The organism is Salmonella sp. 32120201201600049SM (assembly GCF_017572835.1).
GTDB lineage: Bacteria > Pseudomonadota > Gammaproteobacteria > Enterobacterales > Enterobacteriaceae > Salmonella > Salmonella enterica.
In genome coordinates this window covers 181,054-201,926 of record NZ_JAGESA010000005.1, presented here as the reverse complement: position 1 = coordinate 201,926, position 20,873 = coordinate 181,054, and the positions used below count along the sequence as shown (strand labels likewise).

Sequence of the window (20,873 nt, the reverse complement as noted above, 5' to 3'; positions counted from 1 at the left end):
CTTCCCCCTGTTTGCTTATGAATGCGGGCGTGCCCCTCTCTACTGCCGCCCGTTTTCCGTTCAGGCTAACGCGGTTTTTTCTTCACCAGCACCGAGTGGTCGTGACCACAGTCGCCCGGATGGCGACACGCTTCCACTTCTACGCACGCAGGGCACAGACCGTGCGCCTCAATAACGTTATGTCGTAGCGCAAAGCCCATTTTAGCCGCCAGCGTATGCATGATGTCTTCCACGCCCTCGGCACACTCTTCCTTCACCACGCCACAACGATCGCAGATAAACATGGCCGAGCTGTGCGTCGGCTGGTCGAACAGGTGGCAAACCACATAACTATTGGTGGATTCCACTTTATGGACAAAACCCTGTTCGAGCAAAAAATCCAGCGCGCGGTAGATGGTGGGCGGTTTGGCCTGTGGTTCCGTTTCGCGCAGCAAATCGAGCAAATCGTATGCGCTGATTGCACCCTGCTGCAGACTCATCAGGCGCAGCACTTCGAGGCGCTGAGGCGTCAGGCGCACGTTGCGCTGCGCGCAGAGTTTCTCAGCTTGCGCCAGTAACTCTTGCGTTGTGGTCTTTTCCATGTAGCACCTCGAATGGCATGAAAGTCTAATCCGTTACTTTACCACGAGCTGCTTAAAACTCTGAAATTACCCCGCGACAATATATCGCCTGCTAAGCTTTTCCGCGCCAGTATTCTCATCTATACCTAATGAGGGTCGATATTATAACAACAGGATTTAACATCACTATTTCACAGCAATAGTTCGCCTCTGTCCGGTAAAGCGTGGCGGAGGGATTACTTCACTTGATAATAAGATGGGCTAACTGTGAACAAAAACGTCAAACTTTCACTGATTGCTATCGCGGTCTCGCTTTTTATGGCAAAGCAGGCGAGCGCCGCCAATACCTGGACGGAAGCGCGTAATGACGCAATGGGCGGGACGGGCGTCGCGTCCGCGAATTATGGCAGCGGAGTACTATTAAATCCGGCGTTACTGGCAAAAGCCAAACCGGAAGACAATATCACTGTTGTCCTTCCTGCGGTCGGCGTCCAGATTACGGATAAAGACAATCTCCAGGATGAAATTGACGATATCAGCGATAAAGTGGATTACTACGATGAGGTCGTCGATAACCTTACTCTGGGGCAAATTCTGCTCAATCCGCGAGGCGTGCTGAGTCAATTTCAGGGCGCCGCGCGCGACCTGGCCGATGAGCTGGAATATCTCAACGGAAAAACCGCCCGCGCCAATGCCGGCGCCGGGTTGGCGGTAAGTATTCCAGGGCAAACGCTTTCCGTGGCGTTTATCGCCAAAGGTTATGCGCATGGGCGCGTGAGTTCGTCCATTGATCAGAACGATATTCAGTATCTGCGCGATATCCAGCATGATGAACGTGTCGCGCTTCGTGAAGCAGGACGCGCTGCTTTGCTGGGGTCTGACGAAATTACAAAGCATTTAAACTCTACCGCGTCGGGGCGGGTAGCGATTGTATCTGACTACGGTATTGCGCTGGCGAAGCAGTTTGTGGTGGGCGAGGTGCCTGTTTCCATTGGCGTTACGCCAAAACTGCAAAAAACCTGGCTCTATAACTACACCACCTCAATTTATAACTACGACAGTAGCGACTGGAATAGCAGCCGCTATCGCAATGACGATACGGGTTTTAACATTGATGCGGGGCTTGCTGCCGATATCGGTGAAAACTGGACGTTGGGGCTGAGCGGGCAAAATCTGGTATCTCGCGATATCGATACGAAAGATATTTACATCACTAATGGTATGACGGGAGAAACCACCAACTACAAAGATACATACCAAATCCGCCCCCTGGTTACCGCGGGCATCGCATGGCATAACGATTTACTGACCGTAAGCGCCGATGGCGATCTGACGGAAACGAAAGGCTTTAAGAGCGAAGACAATTCACAGTACGTTGGCGTCGGCGCTGAAGTTCGACCGTTATCATGGCTGGCGGTGCGCGCAGGGTATCGTGCGGATGTGAAAAATAACGATAGCAATGTGGTTACCGGCGGTCTTGGCTTTGCGCCCTTTAACCGTGTGCATCTCGACTTAATGGGACTGTACGGCGAAGATGAAACCTGGGGGGCTGGCGCGCAGCTTACAATGACATTCTGAGGCGTTTTCACCGGAGGCGCTACGCCTCCGGTTTAGCGTTATGCTATAGTGACGCCCCTTTTTTAACCGGATGCTTATTTATTCGCCATGCAGCCTGAAACCCAGTCCTCCGCTTTCCCTGCTTATCGCTTCTCCATCGCGCCTATGCTCGACTGGACGGACAGACATTGCCGCTATTTCCTGCGTTTGCTGTCTCGCCAGACGCTGCTCTACACCGAAATGGTGACCACGGGTGCGATTATTCACGGTAAGGGTGACTATCTGGCTTATAGCGAAGAAGAGCATCCGGTCGCTCTACAGCTTGGTGGAAGCGATCCGGCTCAGCTTGCGCATTGTGCAAAGCTGGCGGAAGCGCGTGGCTACGATGAAATTAACCTCAACGTGGGGTGCCCTTCCGATCGCGTGCAAAATGGTATGTTTGGCGCCTGTTTGATGGGCAATGCGCAACTGGTCGCCGATTGTGTTAAAGCCATGCGTGATGTCGTCTCGATTCCGGTGACGGTAAAAACCCGCATTGGTATTGACGATCAGGACAGTTATGCGTTTCTGTGTGATTTCATCGATACGGTTTCCGGTCAGGGCGAATGCGAGATGTTTATTATCCATGCGCGCAAAGCCTGGCTTTCTGGCTTAAGCCCCAAAGAAAATCGTGAGATTCCGCCGCTGGATTACCCGCGCGTCTATCAGCTAAAGCGGGATTTTCCGCACCTGACCATGTCCATTAACGGCGGCATCAAATCGTTGGAAGAGGCGAAGGAACACCTGCGCCATATGGATGGCGTCATGGTTGGCCGCGAAGCTTATCAGAATCCGGGTATACTGGCCGCGGTGGATCGGGAGATTTTTGGCGCCGATACCACCGATGCCGACCCGGTTGCGGTGGTTCGCGCGATGTATCCCTATATTGAGCGTGAATTGAGCCAGGGAGCGTATCTGGGGCATATCACTCGCCATATGCTGGGGTTGTTCCAGGGTATCCCCGGCGCGCGGCAGTGGCGTCGCTATCTGAGCGAAAACGCCCATAAAGCTGGCGCGGATGTTGCTGTACTGGAGCAGGCGCTAAAACTGGTGGCAGACAAGCGTTAAAAGTTCGCCAAAAATTAGTCAATCTCACCACGCTCTGTGCAGTCTTGCAGGGCGTTTTCTTTATATATCAAAAACATAAATATTGGCATGATTTTTGTAATAGCTTACCTGACCAAACCCGGTAAGCGCCGTGCCGCCGGGCAATGCCATCTTTATGGGGAGCGACTATGCTGGAACTACTTTTTGTGCTTGGCTTTTTTCTGATGTTAATGGTGACGGGCGTCTCCTTGCTGGGCATTCTGGCCGCGCTGGTTGTAGCGACTGCCGTCATGTTCCTGGGTGGAATGTTCGCCCTGATGATCAAGCTGTTACCGTGGCTACTGCTGGCGGTGGCTGTGGTGTGGGTGATCAAAGCAGTAAAAACGCCAAAAATCCCACAGTATCAGCGCAATAACCGTCGGTTTTACTAAGGTATTGAGCGGTTCGTCACAACCTGGAACTTTGCCCTCACAAGCAAATAGGAATCGATTATTAAATCTGTCATGATTGCGCAGGTAACGAATTCATCGCGCTGTACCCTACATACAGCCGAACAAAAAAAGAAAGGGCTTCCCGGGTGGAAGCCCAATTTCTTTGCAGAGCTATTACGGAATCAGCAGGCTTGAGCCCTGTGTGGCCCGGCTTTCCAGCACTTCATGCGCGCGACGGGCATCTTTTAACGCATAGCGTTGATTTTCAGCCACATCGACTTTAATCACGCCGCTGGCGATCAATGAGAACAATTCATTGCTGGCTTCGGTCAGTTCTTCACGCGTCGTAATATACCCCTGTAGTGAAGGGCGCGTGGCATACAGAGAACCTTTCTGATTCAGAATACCTAAATTCACGCCGGTGACGGGGCCGGACGCATTGCCGAAACTGACCATCAGTCCCCGACGTTGCAGGCAGTCCAGTGAGGCTTCCCAGGTATCTTTCCCCACGGAGTCATAGACCACGCGGACTTTTTTGCCGCCGGTGATCTCTTTTACCCGTTCGACAATGCTCTCCTCACGGTAATTAATTACCTGCCAGGCACCGGCGTCCAGCGCCCGCTGCGCTTTTTGCGCGCTACCGACGGTACCGATAAGCTTCGCGCCCAGCGCTTTCGCCCATTGGCAGGCGATCAGACCGACGCCGCCCGCAGCGGCATGAAACAGGAAGGGTTCGTCGGGTTTCACTTCATAGGTTTTGCGCAACAGGTAAAAAACGGTCAACCCCTTGAGAAAAGAGGCTGCCGCCTGTTCGAAGGAAATGGCGTCAGGTAAAATCGCGGCTTTATCTGCGGGGACGTTATGGACGGAACTGTAAGCGCCGAGCGTTGACTGCGCGTAGACGACGCGATCGCCCACGCGAATGTGCTCCACGCCGTTGCCGACTTTACTGACCACACCCGCAGCTTCGGTTCCCAGGCCCGCAGGCAACGACGGGGGCGGATAGAGTCCGCTACGGATATAGGTGTCGATGAAGTTGATACCAATGGCTTTGTTCTCAACCTGGATTTCGTGTTCCGCCGGTTCCGCTGGCGTAAACTCCACGGTCTGAAGCACTTCCGGACCACCATGCTTGTGAAATTCAATACGCGTTGCCATGCTTCCTCCAAAAGAAATGTGGTAATCTTTCGACCCAATCACTATCTCGGTAACTCCATTCACTATGGCAGGAAATAAACCCTTCAACAAACCACAGACTGATGCCCGCGACCGCGATCCGCAGGTTGCCGGGATAAAAGTGCCGCCGCACTCGATTGAAGCGGAACAGTCGGTGTTGGGCGGTTTAATGCTGGATAACGAGCGCTGGGACGATGTGGCCGAGCGCGTGGTGGCGGAAGATTTCTATACCCGCCCGCATCGCCATATCTTTACGGAGATGGGGCGCTTGCAGGAAAGCGGCAGTCCTATCGACCTGATTACGCTCGCGGAATCGCTGGAGCGGCAGGGCCAACTGGACAGCGTCGGCGGTTTCGCCTATCTGGCGGAGCTGTCTAAAAACACGCCAAGCGCGGCGAATATCAGTGCTTATGCGGACATTGTGCGCGAACGCGCCGTGGTCCGCGATATGATCGCGGTGGCGCATGAAATTGCGGACGCCGGTTACGATCCACAGGGGCGCAATAGCGACGAACTGCTGGATCTGGCGGAGTCGCGCGTCTTCCAGATCGCGGAAAACCGGGCCAACAAAGACGAAGGTCCGAAAAGCATCGACCAGATTCTCGACGCTACCGTGGCGCGTATTGAGCAGTTGTTCCAGCAACCGCACGATGGCGTTACAGGCGTGGATACCGGCTATCAGGATCTCAATAAAAAGACGGCAGGGTTACAGCGTTCGGATTTGATTATCGTCGCGGCGCGCCCCTCCATGGGTAAAACCACTTTTGCGATGAACCTCTGCGAAAACGCGGCGATGTTGCAGGATAAACCGGTACTGATCTTTAGTCTGGAGATGCCCGGCGAACAGATCATGATGCGTATGCTGGCCTCGCTGTCCCGCGTCGATCAGACACGTATTCGTACCGGTCAACTCGATGATGAAGACTGGGCGCGAATCTCCGGCACGATGGGCATTCTGCTGGAGAAACGCAATATGTATATTGACGACTCCTCAGGTCTTACGCCGACAGAAGTCCGTTCGCGCGCGCGGCGTATTTTCCGCGAACATGGCGGGTTAAGTCTGATTATGATCGACTACCTGCAATTGATGCGTGTGCCGTCGCTTTCTGATAACCGTACTCTGGAAATCGCCGAAATTTCTCGCTCGTTGAAAGCGCTGGCGAAGGAACTCCAGGTGCCGGTCGTGGCGCTATCGCAGCTTAACCGCTCCCTGGAACAACGCGCGGATAAACGTCCGGTGAACTCCGACCTGCGTGAATCCGGCTCTATTGAACAGGATGCCGACTTAATTATGTTTATCTACCGTGATGAGGTTTATCACGAGAACAGCGACTTAAAAGGCATTGCTGAAATTATTATTGGTAAGCAGCGTAACGGTCCTATCGGTACGGTTCGTCTGACGTTCAATGGTCAGTGGTCGCGCTTCGATAACTATGCGGGACCGCAATACGATGATGAGTAACTCTCCGTCATTCTTTTAACAAGGAATTCAAATGCAAGCGGCAACAGTCGTCATTAACCGCCGCGCTCTGCGACACAACCTGCAACGTCTGCGTGAACTGGCGCCTGCCAGTAAGCTGGTTGCGGTGGTGAAAGCGAACGCTTATGGACACGGTCTTCTGGAGACCGCGCGAACGCTCCCTGATGCTGACGCTTTTGGCGTGGCGCGTCTTGAAGAGGCTCTACGTCTGCGAGCGGGCGGGATCACGCAGCCTATCCTGCTGCTGGAGGGTTTTTTCGACGCCGCCGATCTGCCGACCATTTCCGCGCAATGTCTGCATACCGCCGTACATAATCAAGAGCAGCTTGCCGCCCTGGAGGCGGTGGAGCTGGCGGAGCCGGTAACGGTCTGGATGAAACTGGATACCGGTATGCATCGTCTCGGCGTGCGTCCCGAAGAGGCGGAGGCGTTCTACCAGCGTCTGACGCACTGTAAAAATGTACGCCAGCCGGTGAATATCGTCAGCCATTTTGCCCGTGCGGATGAGCCGGAATGCGGCGCTACCGAACATCAGCTCGACATTTTTAATGCCTTCTGTCAGGGTAAACCCGGTCAGCGCTCTATTGCCGCGTCTGGCGGTATCCTGCTGTGGCCGCAGTCTCACTTTGACTGGGCGCGTCCGGGCATCATTTTGTATGGCGTATCGCCGCTGGAGCACAAACCCTGGGGGCCGGATTTTGGTTTTCAGCCGGTGATGTCCTTAACCTCCAGTTTGATCGCGGTGCGTGACCACAAAGCGGGCGAACCGGTGGGCTACGGCGGGACATGGGTGAGTGAGCGCGACACGCGCCTGGGCGTGGTGGCGATGGGTTATGGCGATGGCTACCCACGAGCGGCGCCTTCCGGTACGCCAGTACTGGTCAATGGTCGTGAAGTTCCGATTGTCGGGCGGGTGGCGATGGATATGATTTGCGTAGATTTGGGGCCAAACGCGCAGGATAACGCGGGCGATCCGGTGGTCTTATGGGGTGAAGGTCTGCCGGTTGAACGTATCGCTGAAATGACAAAAGTAAGTGCTTACGAACTTATCACGCGCCTGACCTCAAGGGTGGCGATGAAGTATATTGATTAAATACGCGGCGGGCCGGGTGGCGCTTGCGCTTATCCGGCTTGTATCGCACATTGGCTGTAGGCCGGATAAGACGTTCACGCCGCTATCCGGTAATATGCGCATCCACCACAACATCCTCTCGATCTTCTCGTCCTTCCGGTTTATTGTGTTATTTCCTGCCCTCTGTAAACCTGGAGAACCATCGCGTGTTTCAAAAAGTTGACGCCTATGCCGGCGATCCGATTCTTTCACTGATGGAGCGTTTTAAAGACGACTCCCGTCACGACAAAGTAAATCTGAGCATTGGCCTGTATTACAACGAAGACGGGATTATCCCACAGCTTAAAACGGTGGCCGAAGCCGAAGCCCGGCTTAACGCGCAGCCGCATGGCGCTTCGCTGTACCTGCCGATGGAAGGACTCAATACTTATCGCCATACTATCGCGCCTTTGCTCTTTGGCGCCGATCACCCGGTTCTTCAGCAACAGCGCGTGGCTACTATCCAGACATTAGGCGGTTCCGGCGCGCTGAAAGTGGGCGCGGATTTCCTGAAGCGTTATTTCCCCGACGCAGGCGTATGGGTGAGCGACCCCACCTGGGAAAACCATATTGCGATATTTGCCGGGGCAGGATTCGAAGTGAGTACTTACCCCTGGTATGACGACGCGACTAACGGCATCCGTTTTAACGATCTGCTGGCCACGCTGAATACGTTACCTGCGCGCAGTATCGTGTTGCTGCACCCCTGTTGTCACAACCCGACCGGGGCGGATTTAACGCCTTCGCAATGGGATGCGGTAATTGAAATAGTGAAAGCGCGCGATCTGATTCCGTTCCTTGATATTGCCTATCAGGGGTTTGGCGCAGGCATGGACGAGGATGCTTACGCTATTCGCGCCATTGCCAGCGCCGGGTTACCTGCGTTAGTCAGTAATTCTTTTTCGAAGATTTTCTCGCTGTACGGCGAGCGCGTCGGCGGCCTGTCCGTGGTGTGTGAAGATGCTGAAATTGCCGCGCGGGTTCTGGGACAGCTTAAAGCGACGGTGCGCCGAATTTACTCCAGTCCGCCGTGTTTCGGCGCTCAGGTGGTCGCTACGGTCCTGGGCGATGAGGCGTTAAAAGCGGGCTGGCTGGCGGAAGTCGACGCGATGCGTAACCGCATTATATCGATGCGCCAGACGCTGGTGAAGGAGCTGAAGGCGGAGATGCCTGACCGCAACTTTGATTACTTGTTACAGCAGCGCGGTATGTTCAGCTATACCGGGTTAAGCGAGGAGCAGGTCGATCGGTTGCGCGATGAGTTTGGCGTTTACCTGATTGCCAGTGGCCGCATGTGTGTCGCCGGGCTTAATGCTTCAAATGTACACCGCGTGGCGAAGGCATTTGCCGCTGTCATGTAATATTCAGGCCGGACGGCGATAACAGTGCCCTCCGGCCTGACAATAGCTGTTGTGATCATCCTCTTTTTTCGTAACAAAACCGCAGATAATCCTTCCTTTTGACCGTTACTGGCGTTATGGTCAGATAGTTTTTTGAGCAAAGACTCATCTTAATAATTATAATATTTTGAATTTTAAGGGAAAACCATGAAAAAAATAACCCTGGCGCTGAGTGCCGTCTGTTTGTTGTTTACGCTAAACCATTCCGCGAATGCGTTAGTATCTTCCCCTTCGACGCTCAATCCGGGCACTAATGTTGCAAAACTCGCGGAACAAGCGCCTGTCCATTGGGTCTCTGTCGCCCAGATTGAAAACAGCCTCACCGGACGCCCGCCGATGGCGGTCGGCTTTGATATTGACGACACCGTGTTATTTTCCAGCCCCGGATTCTGGCGCGGAAAGAAAACCTACTCCCCGGACAGCGACGATTATCTGAAAAATCCGGCCTTTTGGGAAAAAATGAACAACGGCTGGGATGAGTTCAGTATTCCAAAAGAAGTGGCCCGACAGCTCATTGATATGCATGTTCGCCGTGGCGACAGTATTTACTTTGTCACTGGTCGTAGTCAGACGAAAACGGAAACCGTGTCGAAAACGCTGGCGGATAACTTCCATATTCCGGCGGCGAATATGAATCCGGTGATTTTCGCCGGCGATAAACCGGAACAAAATACGAAAGTACAGTGGCTGCAGGAGAAGAACATGCGTATCTTCTACGGCGATTCGGATAACGATATTACCGCAGCTCGTGATTGTGGTATCCGCGGTATTCGCATCCTGCGCGCGGCTAACTCCACCTACAAACCGCTGCCGCAGGCAGGAGCGTTTGGCGAGGAAGTCATTGTCAACTCGGAGTACTAAAAATCAGGAGAGCGACAGGCTCTCCTTTTTTGCATGATTTTTGCACAAACTTGCCCCGCTGGCTTTTACCTTTTCCAGACTTGCTGCACACTATTCAGGAGACGTTTGTTTTTAGGAAGGAGCAGCCTATGTGGTATCAGCGCACCATTACACTGAGCGAGAAGCCGCGCGGGTTTCATCTGATAACAGATGAAATTATCGATAAATTGTCTGGCTTACCGCCTGTCGAAACGGGTTTGCTGCATCTGTTGTTGCTACATACCTCGGCCTCGCTGACGCTAAACGAAAACTGCGATCCCACCGTGCGCGCTGATATGGAGCGCCATTTCCTGAAAACCGTTCCCGATAATGCGGCGTATGAACATGATTACGAAGGCGCGGATGACATGCCTTCGCATATTAAGTCGTCAGTATTGGGCGTCTCGTTGCTGCTGCCTGTACGCCAGGGGCGTTTACAGTTAGGAACATGGCAAGGTATCTGGTTGGGAGAGCACCGTATTCACGGCGGTCCACGTAAAATTATCGCGACACTACAAGGGGAATGATAATGACCATTTCGGAATTACTGCAATACTGCATGGCAAAACCTGGCGCAGAGCAGAGCGTCCACAGCGACTGGAAAGCGACGCAAATTAAAGTGGAAGATGTACTTTTCGCGATGGTAAAAGAAGTTGAAGGACGCCCGGCAGCCTCTCTCAAAACCAGCCCGGAACTGGCAGAGTTGTTACGCCAGCAGCACAGCGATGTACGACCGAGTCGGCACCTTAATAAAGCGCACTGGAGCACGGTCTATCTGGACGGATCGCTGCCGGATTCACAACTCTATTATCTGGTCGATGCCTCTTATCAACAGGCGGTAAATGCGCTGCCGGAAGATAAACGCAAGCAGTTGCCGCAGTCCTGATTATAGCGCGCCGACCAACAACGCCAGGGCGATATCAATGAGGCGGATGACCGTAGACCGGATACGGCTGCCGAGGGCGATTTGCGCATTATTGGCGCGTAGCCTGGCGAGGTCCCGCTGTCCTTCCAGCAGAATAATCATATCGTCGTCGTCCAGCCAGCCGCGAGCATGTTCCTGAAGCGCGCGGGCGATAAACGCGGCGGACTCGCGGATACCGTCGTCGCTGTCTTCTCTTGCCTGCTTATACGTCTGGATAAACTCGGCAATCGCCGAGGAGGCTACAGGATGTTCGGCCCGGGCGGTGGTCATCAGGTAATGTATTTCGTTAATAGACGCCATTTTCTTCTCCCTGAGTACAGCGGGCGCCCCAATGCAGGCACTCACCCTGTATGGCTAATTTCCAGACCTGATTATTTTGCTGTTGGTATCTCTCAGCCTGGATGTAAGTAAGCGGTTGCTTACGTTGTATAACCCGCGCATAAAGACGCAAATAGTGATTTTTCAGCAGCGCCAGATTATCGAGTCGGTGTTTATCCCCACCCTGACAGGCGACCCGCTCAGCCTGAAAAAATGTCTGGCGGATATCGCGGTCATCCTTGAGCAGTGTCTCTTTTTGCCACGGTATTCGCGCCGCATCCTGCAGGAAGCGGGTTGAGCGCGCTTGTAATAGCGTCAGTTGTTGAAAAGCCACGGCGCTAAAGCGGTCAGGCAGCGTACAGGCGGATAAAAACAGGCACAGCAGTAGTGTGATTGCGTAGGGCAACTTCATGGTGTTTTCCATAACAGACCGTTTGCGCTATCACATGTCAGAGCGAGGCGGCACGCAAATCACAAATGCTCAACACGGATACAATGAGGTGGGATGAGGAAAAATGATGCCGCTTCCCGGCGAATCGGAAAGCGGCGTGAAGGTTATTTGAGCATAGGTTTAAGGAAGCGGGCGGTATGCGACGCCTCGCACTCCGCCACGGTTTCCGGCGTACCGGAGACGAGAATTTCGCCGCCGCCGCTGCCGCCTTCCGGGCCGAGGTCGACAATCCAGTCCGCCGTTTTAATGACGTCCAGGTTGTGTTCGATCACCACGATGGTGTTGCCCTGATCGCGCAACTGATGCAGAACGTCAAGCAACTGCTGAATATCGGCAAAGTGCAGGCCGGTGGTCGGCTCGTCGAGAATATACAGCGTCTGCCCGGTGCCGCGCTTCGACAGTTCGCGCGCCAGCTTCACGCGCTGGGCCTCGCCGCCGGAAAGCGTCGTCGCCGACTGACCAAGACGGATATAGGTCAGCCCCACGTCCATCAGCGTCTGCAGCTTACGCGCCAGCGCCGGAACCGCATCAAAGAACTCACGCGCTTCTTCAATGGTCATATCCAGCACTTCGTGGATGGTCTTGCCTTTGTACTTAATCTCCAGCGTTTCCCGGTTATAGCGCTTGCCTTTGCACTGGTCGCACGGCACGTAAATATCCGGCAGAAAGTGCATTTCGACTTTAATGACGCCATCGCCCTGGCACGCTTCGCAGCGACCGCCGCGCACGTTGAAGCTGAATCGCCCTGGCGTGTAGCCGCGCGAGCGAGACTCCGGCACGCCAGCAAAAAGCTCGCGAACCGGGGTAAAGACGCCCGTATAGGTCGCCGGGTTGGAACGCGGGGTGCGCCCGATCGGGCTCTGGTCGATATCGATCACTTTATCGAAATGTTCCAGCCCCTGAATATCCCGATACGGCGCCGGTTCGGCGATAGTCGCCCCGTTTAACTGACGCTGGGCGATGGGGAACAGCGTGTCGTTAATCAGCGTCGATTTACCGGAACCCGAGACGCCGGTGATACAGGTAAACAGCCCTACCGGTAGCGTAAGGGTCACATCTTTCAGGTTGTTGCCGCGCGCGCCGGTGAGTTTGAGCACTTTTTCTGGATTTGCCGGCACGCGTTGTTTCGGCACTTCAATTTTGCGTTTACCGCTCATGTACTGGCCGGTCAGCGATTCCGGTACCGCCATAATGGCTTCCAGCGGGCCTTCCGCCACCACCTCGCCGCCGTGAACGCCCGCGCCGGGGCCAATATCGATCACATGGTCGGCGGCGCGAATGGCGTCTTCATCGTGTTCCACCACAATCACGGTATTGCCAAGATTGCGCAGATGAATCAGCGTACCCAGCAGCCGTTCGTTATCGCGCTGGTGCAGACCGATGGACGGCTCATCCAGCACATACATCACGCCGACTAACCCGGCGCCTATCTGGCTCGCCAGACGAATACGCTGGGCTTCGCCGCCGGAAAGCGTCTCTGCCGAGCGGGAGAGCGTGAGATAGTTCAGGCCGACGTTCACCAGAAACTTGAGGCGATCGCCGATCTCTTTTAGCACTTTTTCGGCGATTTTCGCTCGTTGCCCGGAAAGCTTGAGATTAGTGAAAAAATCCATCGCATGGCCAATGCTCATATCGGAAATAGCAGGCAGCGGCGTATTTTCCACAAATACATGGCGCGCTTCGCGATTCAGTCGCGTGCCTTCACAGCTGGCGCAGGGGCGATTACTGATGAACTTCGCCAGCTCTTCGCGCACCGCGCTGGATTCCGTCTCTTTATAACGGCGCTCCATATTATGCAGCACGCCTTCGAACGGATGGCGGCGCACGGAGGTATCGCCGCGATCGTTCATATATTTAAATTCAATGTTCTCTTTGCCGGAACCGTACAGCACGACTTTATGTACGTTGGCGCTGAGGCTTGCCCACGGCGCATCCACGTCGAACTTATAGTGTTCCGCCAGCGACTTGAGCATTTGAAAGTAGTAAAAATTGCGACGATCCCAACCACGAATCGCGCCGCCTGCCAGCGACAGGTCGGGATTCTGGATCACGCGGTCCGGATCGAAATATTGCTGAACGCCGAGGCCGTCACAGGTCGGGCAGGCACCTGCCGGGTTGTTGAACGAGAACAGACGCGGTTCCAGCTCGCGCATACTGTAGCCGCAAATCGGACAAGCAAAATTAGCGGAGAACAGAAGCTCCTCCGCTTTCTCATCGTCCATATCGGCAACAACCGCCGTGCCGCCGGATAATTCCAGCGCCGTTTCGAACGACTCCGCCAGGCGTTGGGAAAGATCGTTGCGAACTTTGAAGCGATCGATCACCACCTCAATGGTATGTTTCTTTTGCAGCTCCAGCTTCGGCGGATCGGAGAGATCGCAGACTTCGCCGTCAATACGGGCGCGAATGTAACCCTGGCTTGCCAGATTTTCCAGCGTTTTGGTGTGTTCGCCTTTACGCTCTTTAATAATCGGCGCGAGCAGCATCAGACGTTTGCCTTCCGGCTGTGACAGTACGTTATCGACCATCTGGCTAACGGTTTGCGCCGCCAGCGGCACGTCATGGTCCGGACAACGCGGCTCGCCCACGCGGGCAAACAGCAGGCGCAGGTAGTCGTGGATCTCGGTAATAGTACCCACCGTAGAGCGCGGGTTGTGCGATGTCGATTTCTGTTCAATTGAGATCGCGGGCGATAGCCCCTCAATATGGTCGACATCCGGTTTTTCCATGAGCGACAAAAACTGCCGCGCGTAAGCGGAGAGCGATTCAACGTAACGACGCTGCCCTTCGGCATACAGAGTGTCGAAAGCCAGTGAGGATTTGCCTGAACCCGAAAGCCCGGTCACGACAATCAGTTTGTCGCGGGGGATGACGAGGTTAATATTTTTGAGATTATGGGTGCGGGCGCCCCGAACTTCGATCTTATCCATTCACCTTTCCCGGTAGAGACTCGGATGCCTGGTTTGTTTGAAGGACAAACGGCAGAAACGGCTAATTATGACACAATTTAACCTGTTTGAATATACAGTATTGGAATGCATCTTCAGCTAAAGTATGCAACAATATGAGGTTCGCGCGAGTGACCTGGAACCTGCATCGCAGCTATTAAAATGCTACGTGGAAATGGTACACTCACGCGTTTACACTATTTATGAAACGTATTCAGGAGACTCAATTATGGCCAGCAGAGGCGTAAACAAGGTGATTCTCGTTGGTAATCTGGGCCAGGACCCGGAAGTACGCTATATGCCGAGTGGCGGCGCTGTCGCCAACTTAACGCTGGCTACTTCTGAATCCTGGCGCGATAAGCAGACCGGCGAAATGAAAGAGCAGACTGAATGGCACCGGGTGGTGATGTTCGGCAAACTGGCGGAAGTGGCCGGCGAATATCTGCGTAAAGGTTCTCAGGTGTATATCGAAGGTCAATTGCGTACCCGCAAGTGGACCGATCAGAGTGGCCAGGAACGCTATACGACTGAAATTAACGTTCCGCAGATCGGCGGCGTGATGCAGATGCTGGGTGGTCGCCAGGGCGGCGGCGCACCGGCAGGCGGTCAGCAGCAGGGGGGTTGGGGTCAACCGCAACAACCTCAGCAGCCGCAGGGCGGCAACCAGTTCAGCGGCGGCGCGCAGTCACGTCCACAGCAATCCGCGCCAGCGCCGTCTAACGAACCGCCAATGGATTTTGATGACGACATTCCGTTCTGATTTTTGGTAAAAAAGTCAAAGCGTTATTTGCATTTTCGCTATAGCTCTCGTCTGCTGAAATGCCTGGTGTAAACCAGGCATTTTCTTACCTGGTATTATTGTCTTAGAGCCTATCCCACCAGGCGTTATTGGTGCAGCCAGTTTGGACACGGACAGCGCGCAAAAACCGGAGCGTACACGTAGTACGTGAGGATTTTGAGCACTGCCCAGGACCAAAATGGCAAGTAAAATAGCCCTAATGGGATAGGCTCTTAGTATCCCTTTCAAAAAAGAGAAGCGCATATCTTACGGAAAAATGTCGCTTATCGCCTCTGGCCGACTCGCCTCGGCACATCATTATCCAGCCGAAGTTCATAAATGTACTGCAATAACCCGGATTGTCTTAAATATGAAAGAGAAAACTCATCTGCAAAATATATAATTTATAGCCATTTTTTGACAACAAAAAGATATTATAAAATAACGTTAGAGAATGGTCGGTATTATCAATAGTTAATTAAATGTTTGCTTTAGCTTGTGATGAGCTCAAATATGATATGTGCATCTTGCTTTATTTTTAATTGCTGAAGATAAAGTTGTTACTTATAGCTGGCTTTATATAAAAAATGGTTTTATTTGTGTGTGTTTTTACGCAATTCTGATTTTTTACTCCCCACTTATTATATTTTTAATGATTTAAGTTATATTGAAGTCCCTATGACCCTATGTTTTAATTGTGAAAATTAATTTTATCCTCTGGAGGCAAATTTATTAAATACGTATGGTTATAACGCGTATTAAAAAGAAATATGTCCTTAAAATGATTTAGAGTTTCAATGATTAGCTAACAAATCTATTTATCGATGGGTGGTTTTAATTTGCTGATGACTATTTTTTATTTATGAGTTGAGAGCTTATGCGATACCTATTATTGGGGAAGATATAGTTAGTGCAATAATTGATGTTTACCTAATTAAAAAAATGAAGAGTGTTTTTAATTAAAGCACTCATCTTTGTTGTGGGCGCATAAAAATGGCGTCATTGTTTTTATTTTTCTGATTACGAGATGTAAGAAAACTGAACTCTATAAAGCGTATTGGTAGCAGGAAGCCAAGGGCGGTAGCGTTCACTTTCTGAATAAGTTGAGCATCCATTATCCTTTCTAATCCACAAAAACATTTTATTCACAATGTAATATCAGGAGACAACATGGAAGACGAAAGTAATCCGTGGCCTAGTTTTGTTGATACATTCTCTACGGTATTGTGCATTTTTATATTTCTTATGTTGGTGTTTGCACTTAATAATATGATTATTATGTATGACAACTCAATTAAAGTTTATAAAGCAAATATAGAGAGTAAGACTAAATCTACTGCTCAAAATAGCGGAGCCAATGACAATTCAAATGCTAATGAAATAATTAATAAGGAAGTGAATACCCAAGATATGTCGGACGGAATGACTACAATGTCAGGTAAGGAGGTTGGAGTATACGATATCGCCGATGGTCAGAAAACTGATATAACGTCTACAAAAAATGAGCTTGTTATTACGTATCATGGCAGGCTGAGAAGCTTTTCAGAAGAGGACACTCATAAAATAAAGGCTTGGTTAGAAGACAAAATCAATAGTAATTTATTGATAGAAATGGTTATTCCTCAGGCAGACATCTCTTTCTCTGACTCTCTACGACTGGGATATGAACGGGGAATTATTTTGATGAAAGAGATCAAGAAAATATATCCTGATGTAGTTATTGACATGAGTGTTAACTCCGCAGCATCAAGTACAACGAGTAAAGCTATTATCACGACTATTAATAAAAAGGTGTCAGAGTGAAATATATAAATCATTACCGCTATTTGTTTGTCTGTTTTTTCCTTGCCATACTCCCTTTTTTCGCTTTATCTTTTCCCGGTATAAGAGAGTATGTTTTTGATAACTTCATGGTTTCTGCAATTTACAATGGAGTCATTATTGCCATTTATATTACAGGTTCTTTGTGTGCATTATTCACTATTCTTAAAAATATTTCAGCAAAAGACATATTAATAGCTCAGGACGCCAGTAGAAAAAATAGCATTCTTTCTAACCTCAATCAGGTTTTGTTTGCCGGGGAACCCAAACAGTGTGATTTCAATTTGCTGATGGAATTAGATGACAATGTGTCTACCGCCCGTAATCAACGATTGTCATTTATTATGAGCTGTAGTAATGTGTCGACGCTTGTTGGCCTGTTGGGGACGTTTGCGGGTCTGTCTATTACGATTGGTTCAATCGGGAACTTATTGAGCTCGCCATCAGATGTTGGCGGTGATAATGCAAGTAATACACTCAATATGATCGTGACAATGGTAGCGTCGCTTTCTGAACCATTGAAAGGGATGAATACCGCATTTGTATCTTCTATCTATGGTGTTGTTTGCGCCATACTCCTGACCTCACAAAGTGTTTTTGTTCGCAGCTCCTATTCCCTTGTTTCTACGGAAATCAAAAAATTAAAAATCATAAGCAACAGATCCAATAATAAACAACGAAGCCTGCGGGTTGAATCAGAGACGCTTGTAGAATTTAAAGAGTTGTTTAAAGCGTTTTTTGATAACTACCTGACAGTTGAAAACTTACGGACGCAGGATGAAGAAAAGAAACGAGTGATGCTATCAGATAGCTTTGTCACTTTGCAAAACCGGCTATTGGATAACTCAGCAAAACTAGAGCAACTTTCTACGCTGATTGATGGTTATCTGGTAAGCAGTAACGAAAATCTCAAAAAATTATCTGACGGTGTAATAACAATTACCTCGCGTTTATCTGAAGGTAATATCCTGCTTGCTGATAATAATGCACGACTGGAGGCAATGAGTACAATACAAAATATTATAGATAAAAAGAATGATTCAATAATGGCATCAGTTGATAAATGCTATCAGGAATCTCTTTCACATGGTAAGACCATAAACGATATTGCCGCTGGCAGTGCCGATATTTCTCATACTCTCGATGGGCTGAGAAAAGAAATGGATGAGGATATGAACAATGTTCATTTAGCGCTATCCGATCTATCGGCTACTGATAAAAAGATTATTACTAATACTAAAGAGATTAGTGCTGAAATGGTTAGCTACCGTGATACCTATATGCCATTAATGGAAAAAATAACATCTATGCATCAGGAAATAGTAAAGCAACGTTTGTTAAACAAGGAGGAAAAAAATGAAGATTAAGATGTTTTTTCTGACGACTGCTTTTATTACACAAAGTACATACGCCAGCGAGCTTCCGGTCATTCCTCTAAGAGATTTAGTTAATGCCGCATTAACTCATCAGCCCTCTGTTGCTGTTTCATATTATGAGACTGAAAAGAAAAACAGTGACTTAGATCTTTCACGGGCAGCACTTTATCCTACCCTGGATCTAACATCTGGCCTTAATAATAACAGGAAAGAGTCATCAGGTACCGAGAGGAACGTTGAAAATAAGGTGTCTTTATCATACCGAATAACGGATTTTGGAGTGAGGGGGGCTAATATCAGGAAATCTGAATATGAAAGAGATAATAGTAAAACTGACTATGAAAAAACAAAGAATATAGTGTCTCAGGAGGTTGTGACAACCTATTACAACATCAGTAAATATCGTGAAATGATTGATGGCGTAAATCTGGAGAAAGAGTTTTATAAAAAGATGCTGGAAACTTTTTCGCTGCTGGTATCTTCCGGTGTAGCTATGCAATCTGATATGCGTAAAGTACAAGTATCTATCGATGCATTAAATACCAGAAGCATTATGTATCAGTCGATGTTGGATGATGAAATGTATAAAATGCAGAACATGACTGGTCTGAATTTATCACCAGTTCAGATTCAAAGCGATGAAAAATTCAACCTCTTCAAAAAATATATCTTTGTCGAAAGCCCTGAAAAACTTATGGACATGGTGATGAAATACAACGATGACTATAAGATGCTTGTCAATACCCGAAAAGCCGCGACCGAAGATATTAATGCCGCAAAATCATCCTATTTTCCGACTGTAGATCTTGTTTCCAGCTATGTACAGAATAACCCGAGCGGTAGTGCCAAAAAAAGTGATTATGAAGATGAATTTAAAACGGGTATCAATGTCAGTTTCAACATTTTTAATGGGTTCAGAAATTCAGCCCAGGAAAGAAAAATGGTGGCAAGTTACTCGCAGGCTAAGCTGCAAATTGACGATTTTTTGATTAAAACGCGTTATAACATTGATTCACAACTTTCAAGATACGCCGCTGCAAAAGAGACTTACTCAGTGGCGGAACGTTCACATACAAACGCGTTACAGCTTACTGAATTATATGAGCAGGAGTTTCAGTTAGGGCAAAAAAGTTTGCTTGATTTAATTTCAAGCCGTAATGAAGCATTTCAGGCATATGTAAGCATGGTCGACAGCAAATATAGCCTGTATATTTTAAAGCTACAGCAACTCTCATTGATTTTTCATTTAATGGATTATTTAAAAGGAAATACTGAAAGTGAGTTAAATGTAATGAAATGAATAGAAGACAAAGCGATCATCTCATGATGATAATTATTTCTTTGACGATCTTAATTATTATCCTTACCTACTTTATAGAAATTAATTCAGTGGTTCATGGTCAGGGCGTTATCACTACTAAAGATAATGCTCAGTTAATATCTCTTTCTAAAGGAGGGACGATACAAGATATTTATGTAGCCGAGGGTGATACTGTAAAAAAAGGAGAACTCCTTGCAAAGGTCGTTAACCTTGATCTGCAAAAAGAATATCAAAGGTATAGAACTCAAAAAGGGTATCTGGATAAAGATGTTAACGAAATATCTTTCATTCTTGATAAAGAAAATGAGAGTGGATTGATTACCCTGGATGGCACCCGTTCTTTAAGCAACAAAGAGGTAAAAGCAAATATTGAATTAGTGCATAGTCAGATAAGAGCTAAAGAGTTAAAAAAAACCTCTCTTGATTCTGAGATTAGCGGATTACAAGAGAAGCTGAGTTCGAAAGAAAAAGAACTCGCATTGCTTTCCGAAGAAATAAATATTCTTTCCCCACTGGTAAAAAAAGGAATTAGCCCATATACCAATTTTCTTAACAAGAAACAGGCGTATATAAAAGTTAAGTCTGAAATTAATGATATTGAAAGTAGTATCACTTTAAAAAAAGATGATATTGAGCTGGTTGTTAATGATATTGAGGCGCTTAATAATGAATTGCGACTATCTTTATCTAAAATAATATCTAAAAATCTTCAGGAACTTGAGGTTGTTAACTCTACATTAAAAGTAATAGAGAAGCAGATAAATGAGGAGGATATCTATTCACCGGTTGACGGTGTAATTTATAAAATCAATAAAAGTGCCACTACTCATGGTGGTGTGATTCAGGCGGCGGACTTACTTTTTGAAATAAAACCAAAAGTAAGGACTATGCTGGCCGATGTGAAAATATTACCCAAATACCGTGACCAAATATATGTAGATGAAGCCGTTAAACTGGATGTGCAGTCAATTATCCAACCAAAGATAAAATCGTATAATGCGACTATCGATAATATTAGCCCTGATTCCTATGAGGAAAATACCGGAGGAACAATTCAGCGTTATTATAAAGTAATTATTGCATTCGATGTTAATGAAGATGATTTACGGTGGTTAAAACCAGGTATGACTGTTGACGCCAGTGTAATTACCGGAAAACACAGCATTATGGAATACCTGTTATCTCCCTTGATGAAAGGCGTGGACAAAGCCTTTTCAGAACCAGTTAATACTAAACGATTAGATACACCTTGAGA

The 20,873-nt window shown here is 49.1% G+C and carries 19 protein-coding genes; 14 read left to right on the top strand and 5 right to left on the bottom strand.

Annotated features, from left to right (window positions below):
• Positions 1 to 65: 65 nt before the first annotated feature.
• Positions 66 to 581 (bottom strand): zinc uptake transcriptional repressor Zur, encoded by a 516-nt coding sequence (gene zur / locus J4650_RS13600; RefSeq protein WP_000416271.1) that lies wholly within the window; start codon positions 579 to 581, stop codon positions 66 to 68.
• 246 nt (positions 582 to 827) lie between these two features.
• Here zur and J4650_RS13595 point away from each other — a divergent pair, with 246 nt between their 5' ends.
• From J4650_RS13595 to pspG, 3 genes are all read left to right on the top strand, one after another.
• Complete coding sequence (locus J4650_RS13595; RefSeq protein WP_001039342.1) at positions 828 to 2,138, top strand: conjugal transfer protein TraF; 1,311 nt, start codon at positions 828 to 830, stop codon at positions 2,136 to 2,138.
• Between the two features lie 87 nt (positions 2,139 to 2,225).
• Positions 2,226 to 3,224 carry a tRNA dihydrouridine(20/20a) synthase DusA gene (dusA, locus tag J4650_RS13590; protein ID WP_001182224.1) on the top strand — a complete coding sequence of 333 codons (999 nt, stop codon included), beginning with the start codon at positions 2,226 to 2,228 and terminating at the stop codon, positions 3,222 to 3,224.
• Between the two features lie 167 nt (positions 3,225 to 3,391).
• Positions 3,392 to 3,634, top strand: a complete 243-nt coding sequence (pspG, locus tag J4650_RS13585) for an envelope stress response protein PspG (RefSeq protein ID WP_000891414.1) — start codon at positions 3,392 to 3,394, stop codon at positions 3,632 to 3,634.
• 174 nt (positions 3,635 to 3,808) lie between these two features.
• Here the strand turns inward: pspG and J4650_RS13580 are convergent, their stop codons facing one another.
• Entirely contained in the window at positions 3,809 to 4,792 is a 984-nt protein-coding gene (locus tag J4650_RS13580) for a quinone oxidoreductase (protein ID WP_000235550.1), read from the bottom strand.
• Between the two features lie 64 nt (positions 4,793 to 4,856).
• Here J4650_RS13580 and dnaB point away from each other — a divergent pair, with 64 nt between their 5' ends.
• The 6 genes from dnaB (at position 4,857) to J4650_RS13550 (ending at position 10,566) form a co-directional block, all read left to right on the top strand.
• Positions 4,857 to 6,272 carry a replicative DNA helicase gene (dnaB, locus tag J4650_RS13575; protein WP_000918353.1) on the top strand — a complete coding sequence of 472 codons (1,416 nt, stop codon included), beginning with the start codon at positions 4,857 to 4,859 and terminating at the stop codon, positions 6,270 to 6,272.
• Positions 6,273 to 6,303: 31 nt separating this feature from the next.
• Complete coding sequence (alr, locus tag J4650_RS13570; protein ID WP_001147297.1) at positions 6,304 to 7,383, top strand: alanine racemase; 1,080 nt, start codon at positions 6,304 to 6,306, stop codon at positions 7,381 to 7,383.
• A 185-nt stretch (positions 7,384 to 7,568) separates the two neighbouring features.
• Positions 7,569 to 8,762, top strand: a complete 1,194-nt coding sequence (gene tyrB, locus J4650_RS13565) for an aromatic amino acid transaminase (RefSeq protein ID WP_000486909.1) — start codon at positions 7,569 to 7,571, stop codon at positions 8,760 to 8,762.
• Between the two features lie 186 nt (positions 8,763 to 8,948).
• The gene (gene aphA / locus J4650_RS13560; protein WP_000724435.1) at positions 8,949 to 9,662 is read left to right on the top strand and encodes an acid phosphatase AphA; all 714 of its coding nucleotides are present in this window, start codon (positions 8,949 to 8,951) and stop codon (positions 9,660 to 9,662) included.
• Positions 9,663 to 9,790: 128 nt separating this feature from the next.
• Positions 9,791 to 10,207, top strand: coding sequence for a secondary thiamine-phosphate synthase enzyme YjbQ (locus tag J4650_RS13555; protein ID WP_000270392.1), 417 nt, complete (start codon positions 9,791 to 9,793; stop codon positions 10,205 to 10,207).
• Between the two features lie 2 nt (positions 10,208 to 10,209).
• The gene (locus J4650_RS13550) at positions 10,210 to 10,566 is read left to right on the top strand and encodes an MmcQ/YjbR family DNA-binding protein (RefSeq protein ID WP_000155665.1); all 357 of its coding nucleotides are present in this window, start codon (positions 10,210 to 10,212) and stop codon (positions 10,564 to 10,566) included.
• Here J4650_RS13550 and J4650_RS13545 read toward each other — a convergent pair whose 3' ends face one another.
• The 3 genes from J4650_RS13545 to uvrA all read right to left on the bottom strand — a co-directional run bounded on the left by J4650_RS13545 (position 10,567) and on the right by uvrA (position 14,304).
• On the bottom strand, positions 10,567 to 10,905 hold the full coding sequence (locus tag J4650_RS13545; protein WP_000146600.1) for a hypothetical protein: 339 nt from the start codon (positions 10,903 to 10,905) through the stop codon (positions 10,567 to 10,569).
• Complete coding sequence (locus tag J4650_RS13540) at positions 10,892 to 11,347, bottom strand: hypothetical protein (protein ID WP_000432209.1); 456 nt, start codon at positions 11,345 to 11,347, stop codon at positions 10,892 to 10,894. The genes J4650_RS13545 and J4650_RS13540 overlap by 14 nt, the downstream gene beginning before the upstream one ends.
• Before the next feature lie 131 nt (positions 11,348 to 11,478).
• Complete coding sequence (gene uvrA, locus J4650_RS13535) at positions 11,479 to 14,304, bottom strand: excinuclease ABC subunit UvrA (protein WP_000357725.1); 2,826 nt, start codon at positions 14,302 to 14,304, stop codon at positions 11,479 to 11,481.
• A gap of 247 nt (positions 14,305 to 14,551) precedes the next feature.
• On the opposite strand from uvrA, the gene ssb1 reads away from it, so the two are divergent.
• The 5 genes from ssb1 to siiD all read left to right on the top strand — a co-directional run bounded on the left by ssb1 (position 14,552) and on the right by siiD (position 20,871).
• The gene (gene ssb1, locus J4650_RS13530; protein ID WP_000168322.1) at positions 14,552 to 15,082 is read left to right on the top strand and encodes a single-stranded DNA-binding protein SSB1; all 531 of its coding nucleotides are present in this window, start codon (positions 14,552 to 14,554) and stop codon (positions 15,080 to 15,082) included.
• Between the two features lie 1,188 nt (positions 15,083 to 16,270).
• The gene (gene siiA, locus J4650_RS13525; RefSeq protein WP_000389245.1) at positions 16,271 to 16,903 is read left to right on the top strand and encodes an SPI-4 type I secretion system auxiliary protein SiiA; all 633 of its coding nucleotides are present in this window, start codon (positions 16,271 to 16,273) and stop codon (positions 16,901 to 16,903) included.
• Positions 16,900 to 18,288 carry a MotA/TolQ/ExbB proton channel family protein gene (locus J4650_RS13520; protein WP_000875193.1) on the top strand — a complete coding sequence of 463 codons (1,389 nt, stop codon included), beginning with the start codon at positions 16,900 to 16,902 and terminating at the stop codon, positions 18,286 to 18,288. The genes siiA and J4650_RS13520 overlap by 4 nt, the downstream gene beginning before the upstream one ends.
• Complete coding sequence (gene siiC, locus J4650_RS13515) at positions 18,278 to 19,597, top strand: SPI-4 type I secretion system protein SiiC (protein WP_023993544.1); 1,320 nt, start codon at positions 18,278 to 18,280, stop codon at positions 19,595 to 19,597. Before J4650_RS13520 ends, siiC begins: the two co-directional genes overlap by 11 nt.
• Positions 19,594 to 20,871, top strand: coding sequence for an SPI-4 type I secretion system protein SiiD (siiD, locus tag J4650_RS13510; protein ID WP_023993543.1), 1,278 nt, complete (start codon positions 19,594 to 19,596; stop codon positions 20,869 to 20,871). The genes siiC and siiD overlap by 4 nt, the downstream gene beginning before the upstream one ends.
• The last annotated feature ends 2 nt before the right edge of the window (positions 20,872 to 20,873 follow it).

Coding starts and splice junctions, on each gene's coding strand:
- pspG (WP_000891414.1), top strand. CDS start 3,392: ATGCTGGAACTACTTTTTGTGCTTGGCTTTTTTCTGATGTTAATGGTG.
- dusA (WP_001182224.1), top strand. CDS start 2,226: ATGCAGCCTGAAACCCAGTCCTCCGCTTTCCCTGCTTATCGCTTCTCC.
- J4650_RS13580 (WP_000235550.1), bottom strand. CDS start 4,792: ATGGCAACGCGTATTGAATTTCACAAGCATGGTGGTCCGGAAGTGCTT.
- uvrA (WP_000357725.1), bottom strand. CDS start 14,304: ATGGATAAGATCGAAGTTCGGGGCGCCCGCACCCATAATCTCAAAAAT.
- aphA (WP_000724435.1), top strand. CDS start 8,949: ATGAAAAAAATAACCCTGGCGCTGAGTGCCGTCTGTTTGTTGTTTACG.
- ssb1 (WP_000168322.1), top strand. CDS start 14,552: ATGGCCAGCAGAGGCGTAAACAAGGTGATTCTCGTTGGTAATCTGGGC.
- J4650_RS13550 (WP_000155665.1), top strand. CDS start 10,210: ATGACCATTTCGGAATTACTGCAATACTGCATGGCAAAACCTGGCGCA.
- alr (WP_001147297.1), top strand. CDS start 6,304: ATGCAAGCGGCAACAGTCGTCATTAACCGCCGCGCTCTGCGACACAAC.
- J4650_RS13540 (WP_000432209.1), bottom strand. CDS start 11,347: ATGGAAAACACCATGAAGTTGCCCTACGCAATCACACTACTGCTGTGC.
- siiC (WP_023993544.1), top strand. CDS start 18,278: ATGAAGATTAAGATGTTTTTTCTGACGACTGCTTTTATTACACAAAGT.
- J4650_RS13555 (WP_000270392.1), top strand. CDS start 9,791: ATGTGGTATCAGCGCACCATTACACTGAGCGAGAAGCCGCGCGGGTTT.
- J4650_RS13545 (WP_000146600.1), bottom strand. CDS start 10,905: ATGGCGTCTATTAACGAAATACATTACCTGATGACCACCGCCCGGGCC.
- zur (WP_000416271.1), bottom strand. CDS start 581: ATGGAAAAGACCACAACGCAAGAGTTACTGGCGCAAGCTGAGAAACTC.
- dnaB (WP_000918353.1), top strand. CDS start 4,857: ATGGCAGGAAATAAACCCTTCAACAAACCACAGACTGATGCCCGCGAC.
- siiA (WP_000389245.1), top strand. CDS start 16,271: ATGGAAGACGAAAGTAATCCGTGGCCTAGTTTTGTTGATACATTCTCT.
- siiD (WP_023993543.1), top strand. CDS start 19,594: ATGAATAGAAGACAAAGCGATCATCTCATGATGATAATTATTTCTTTG.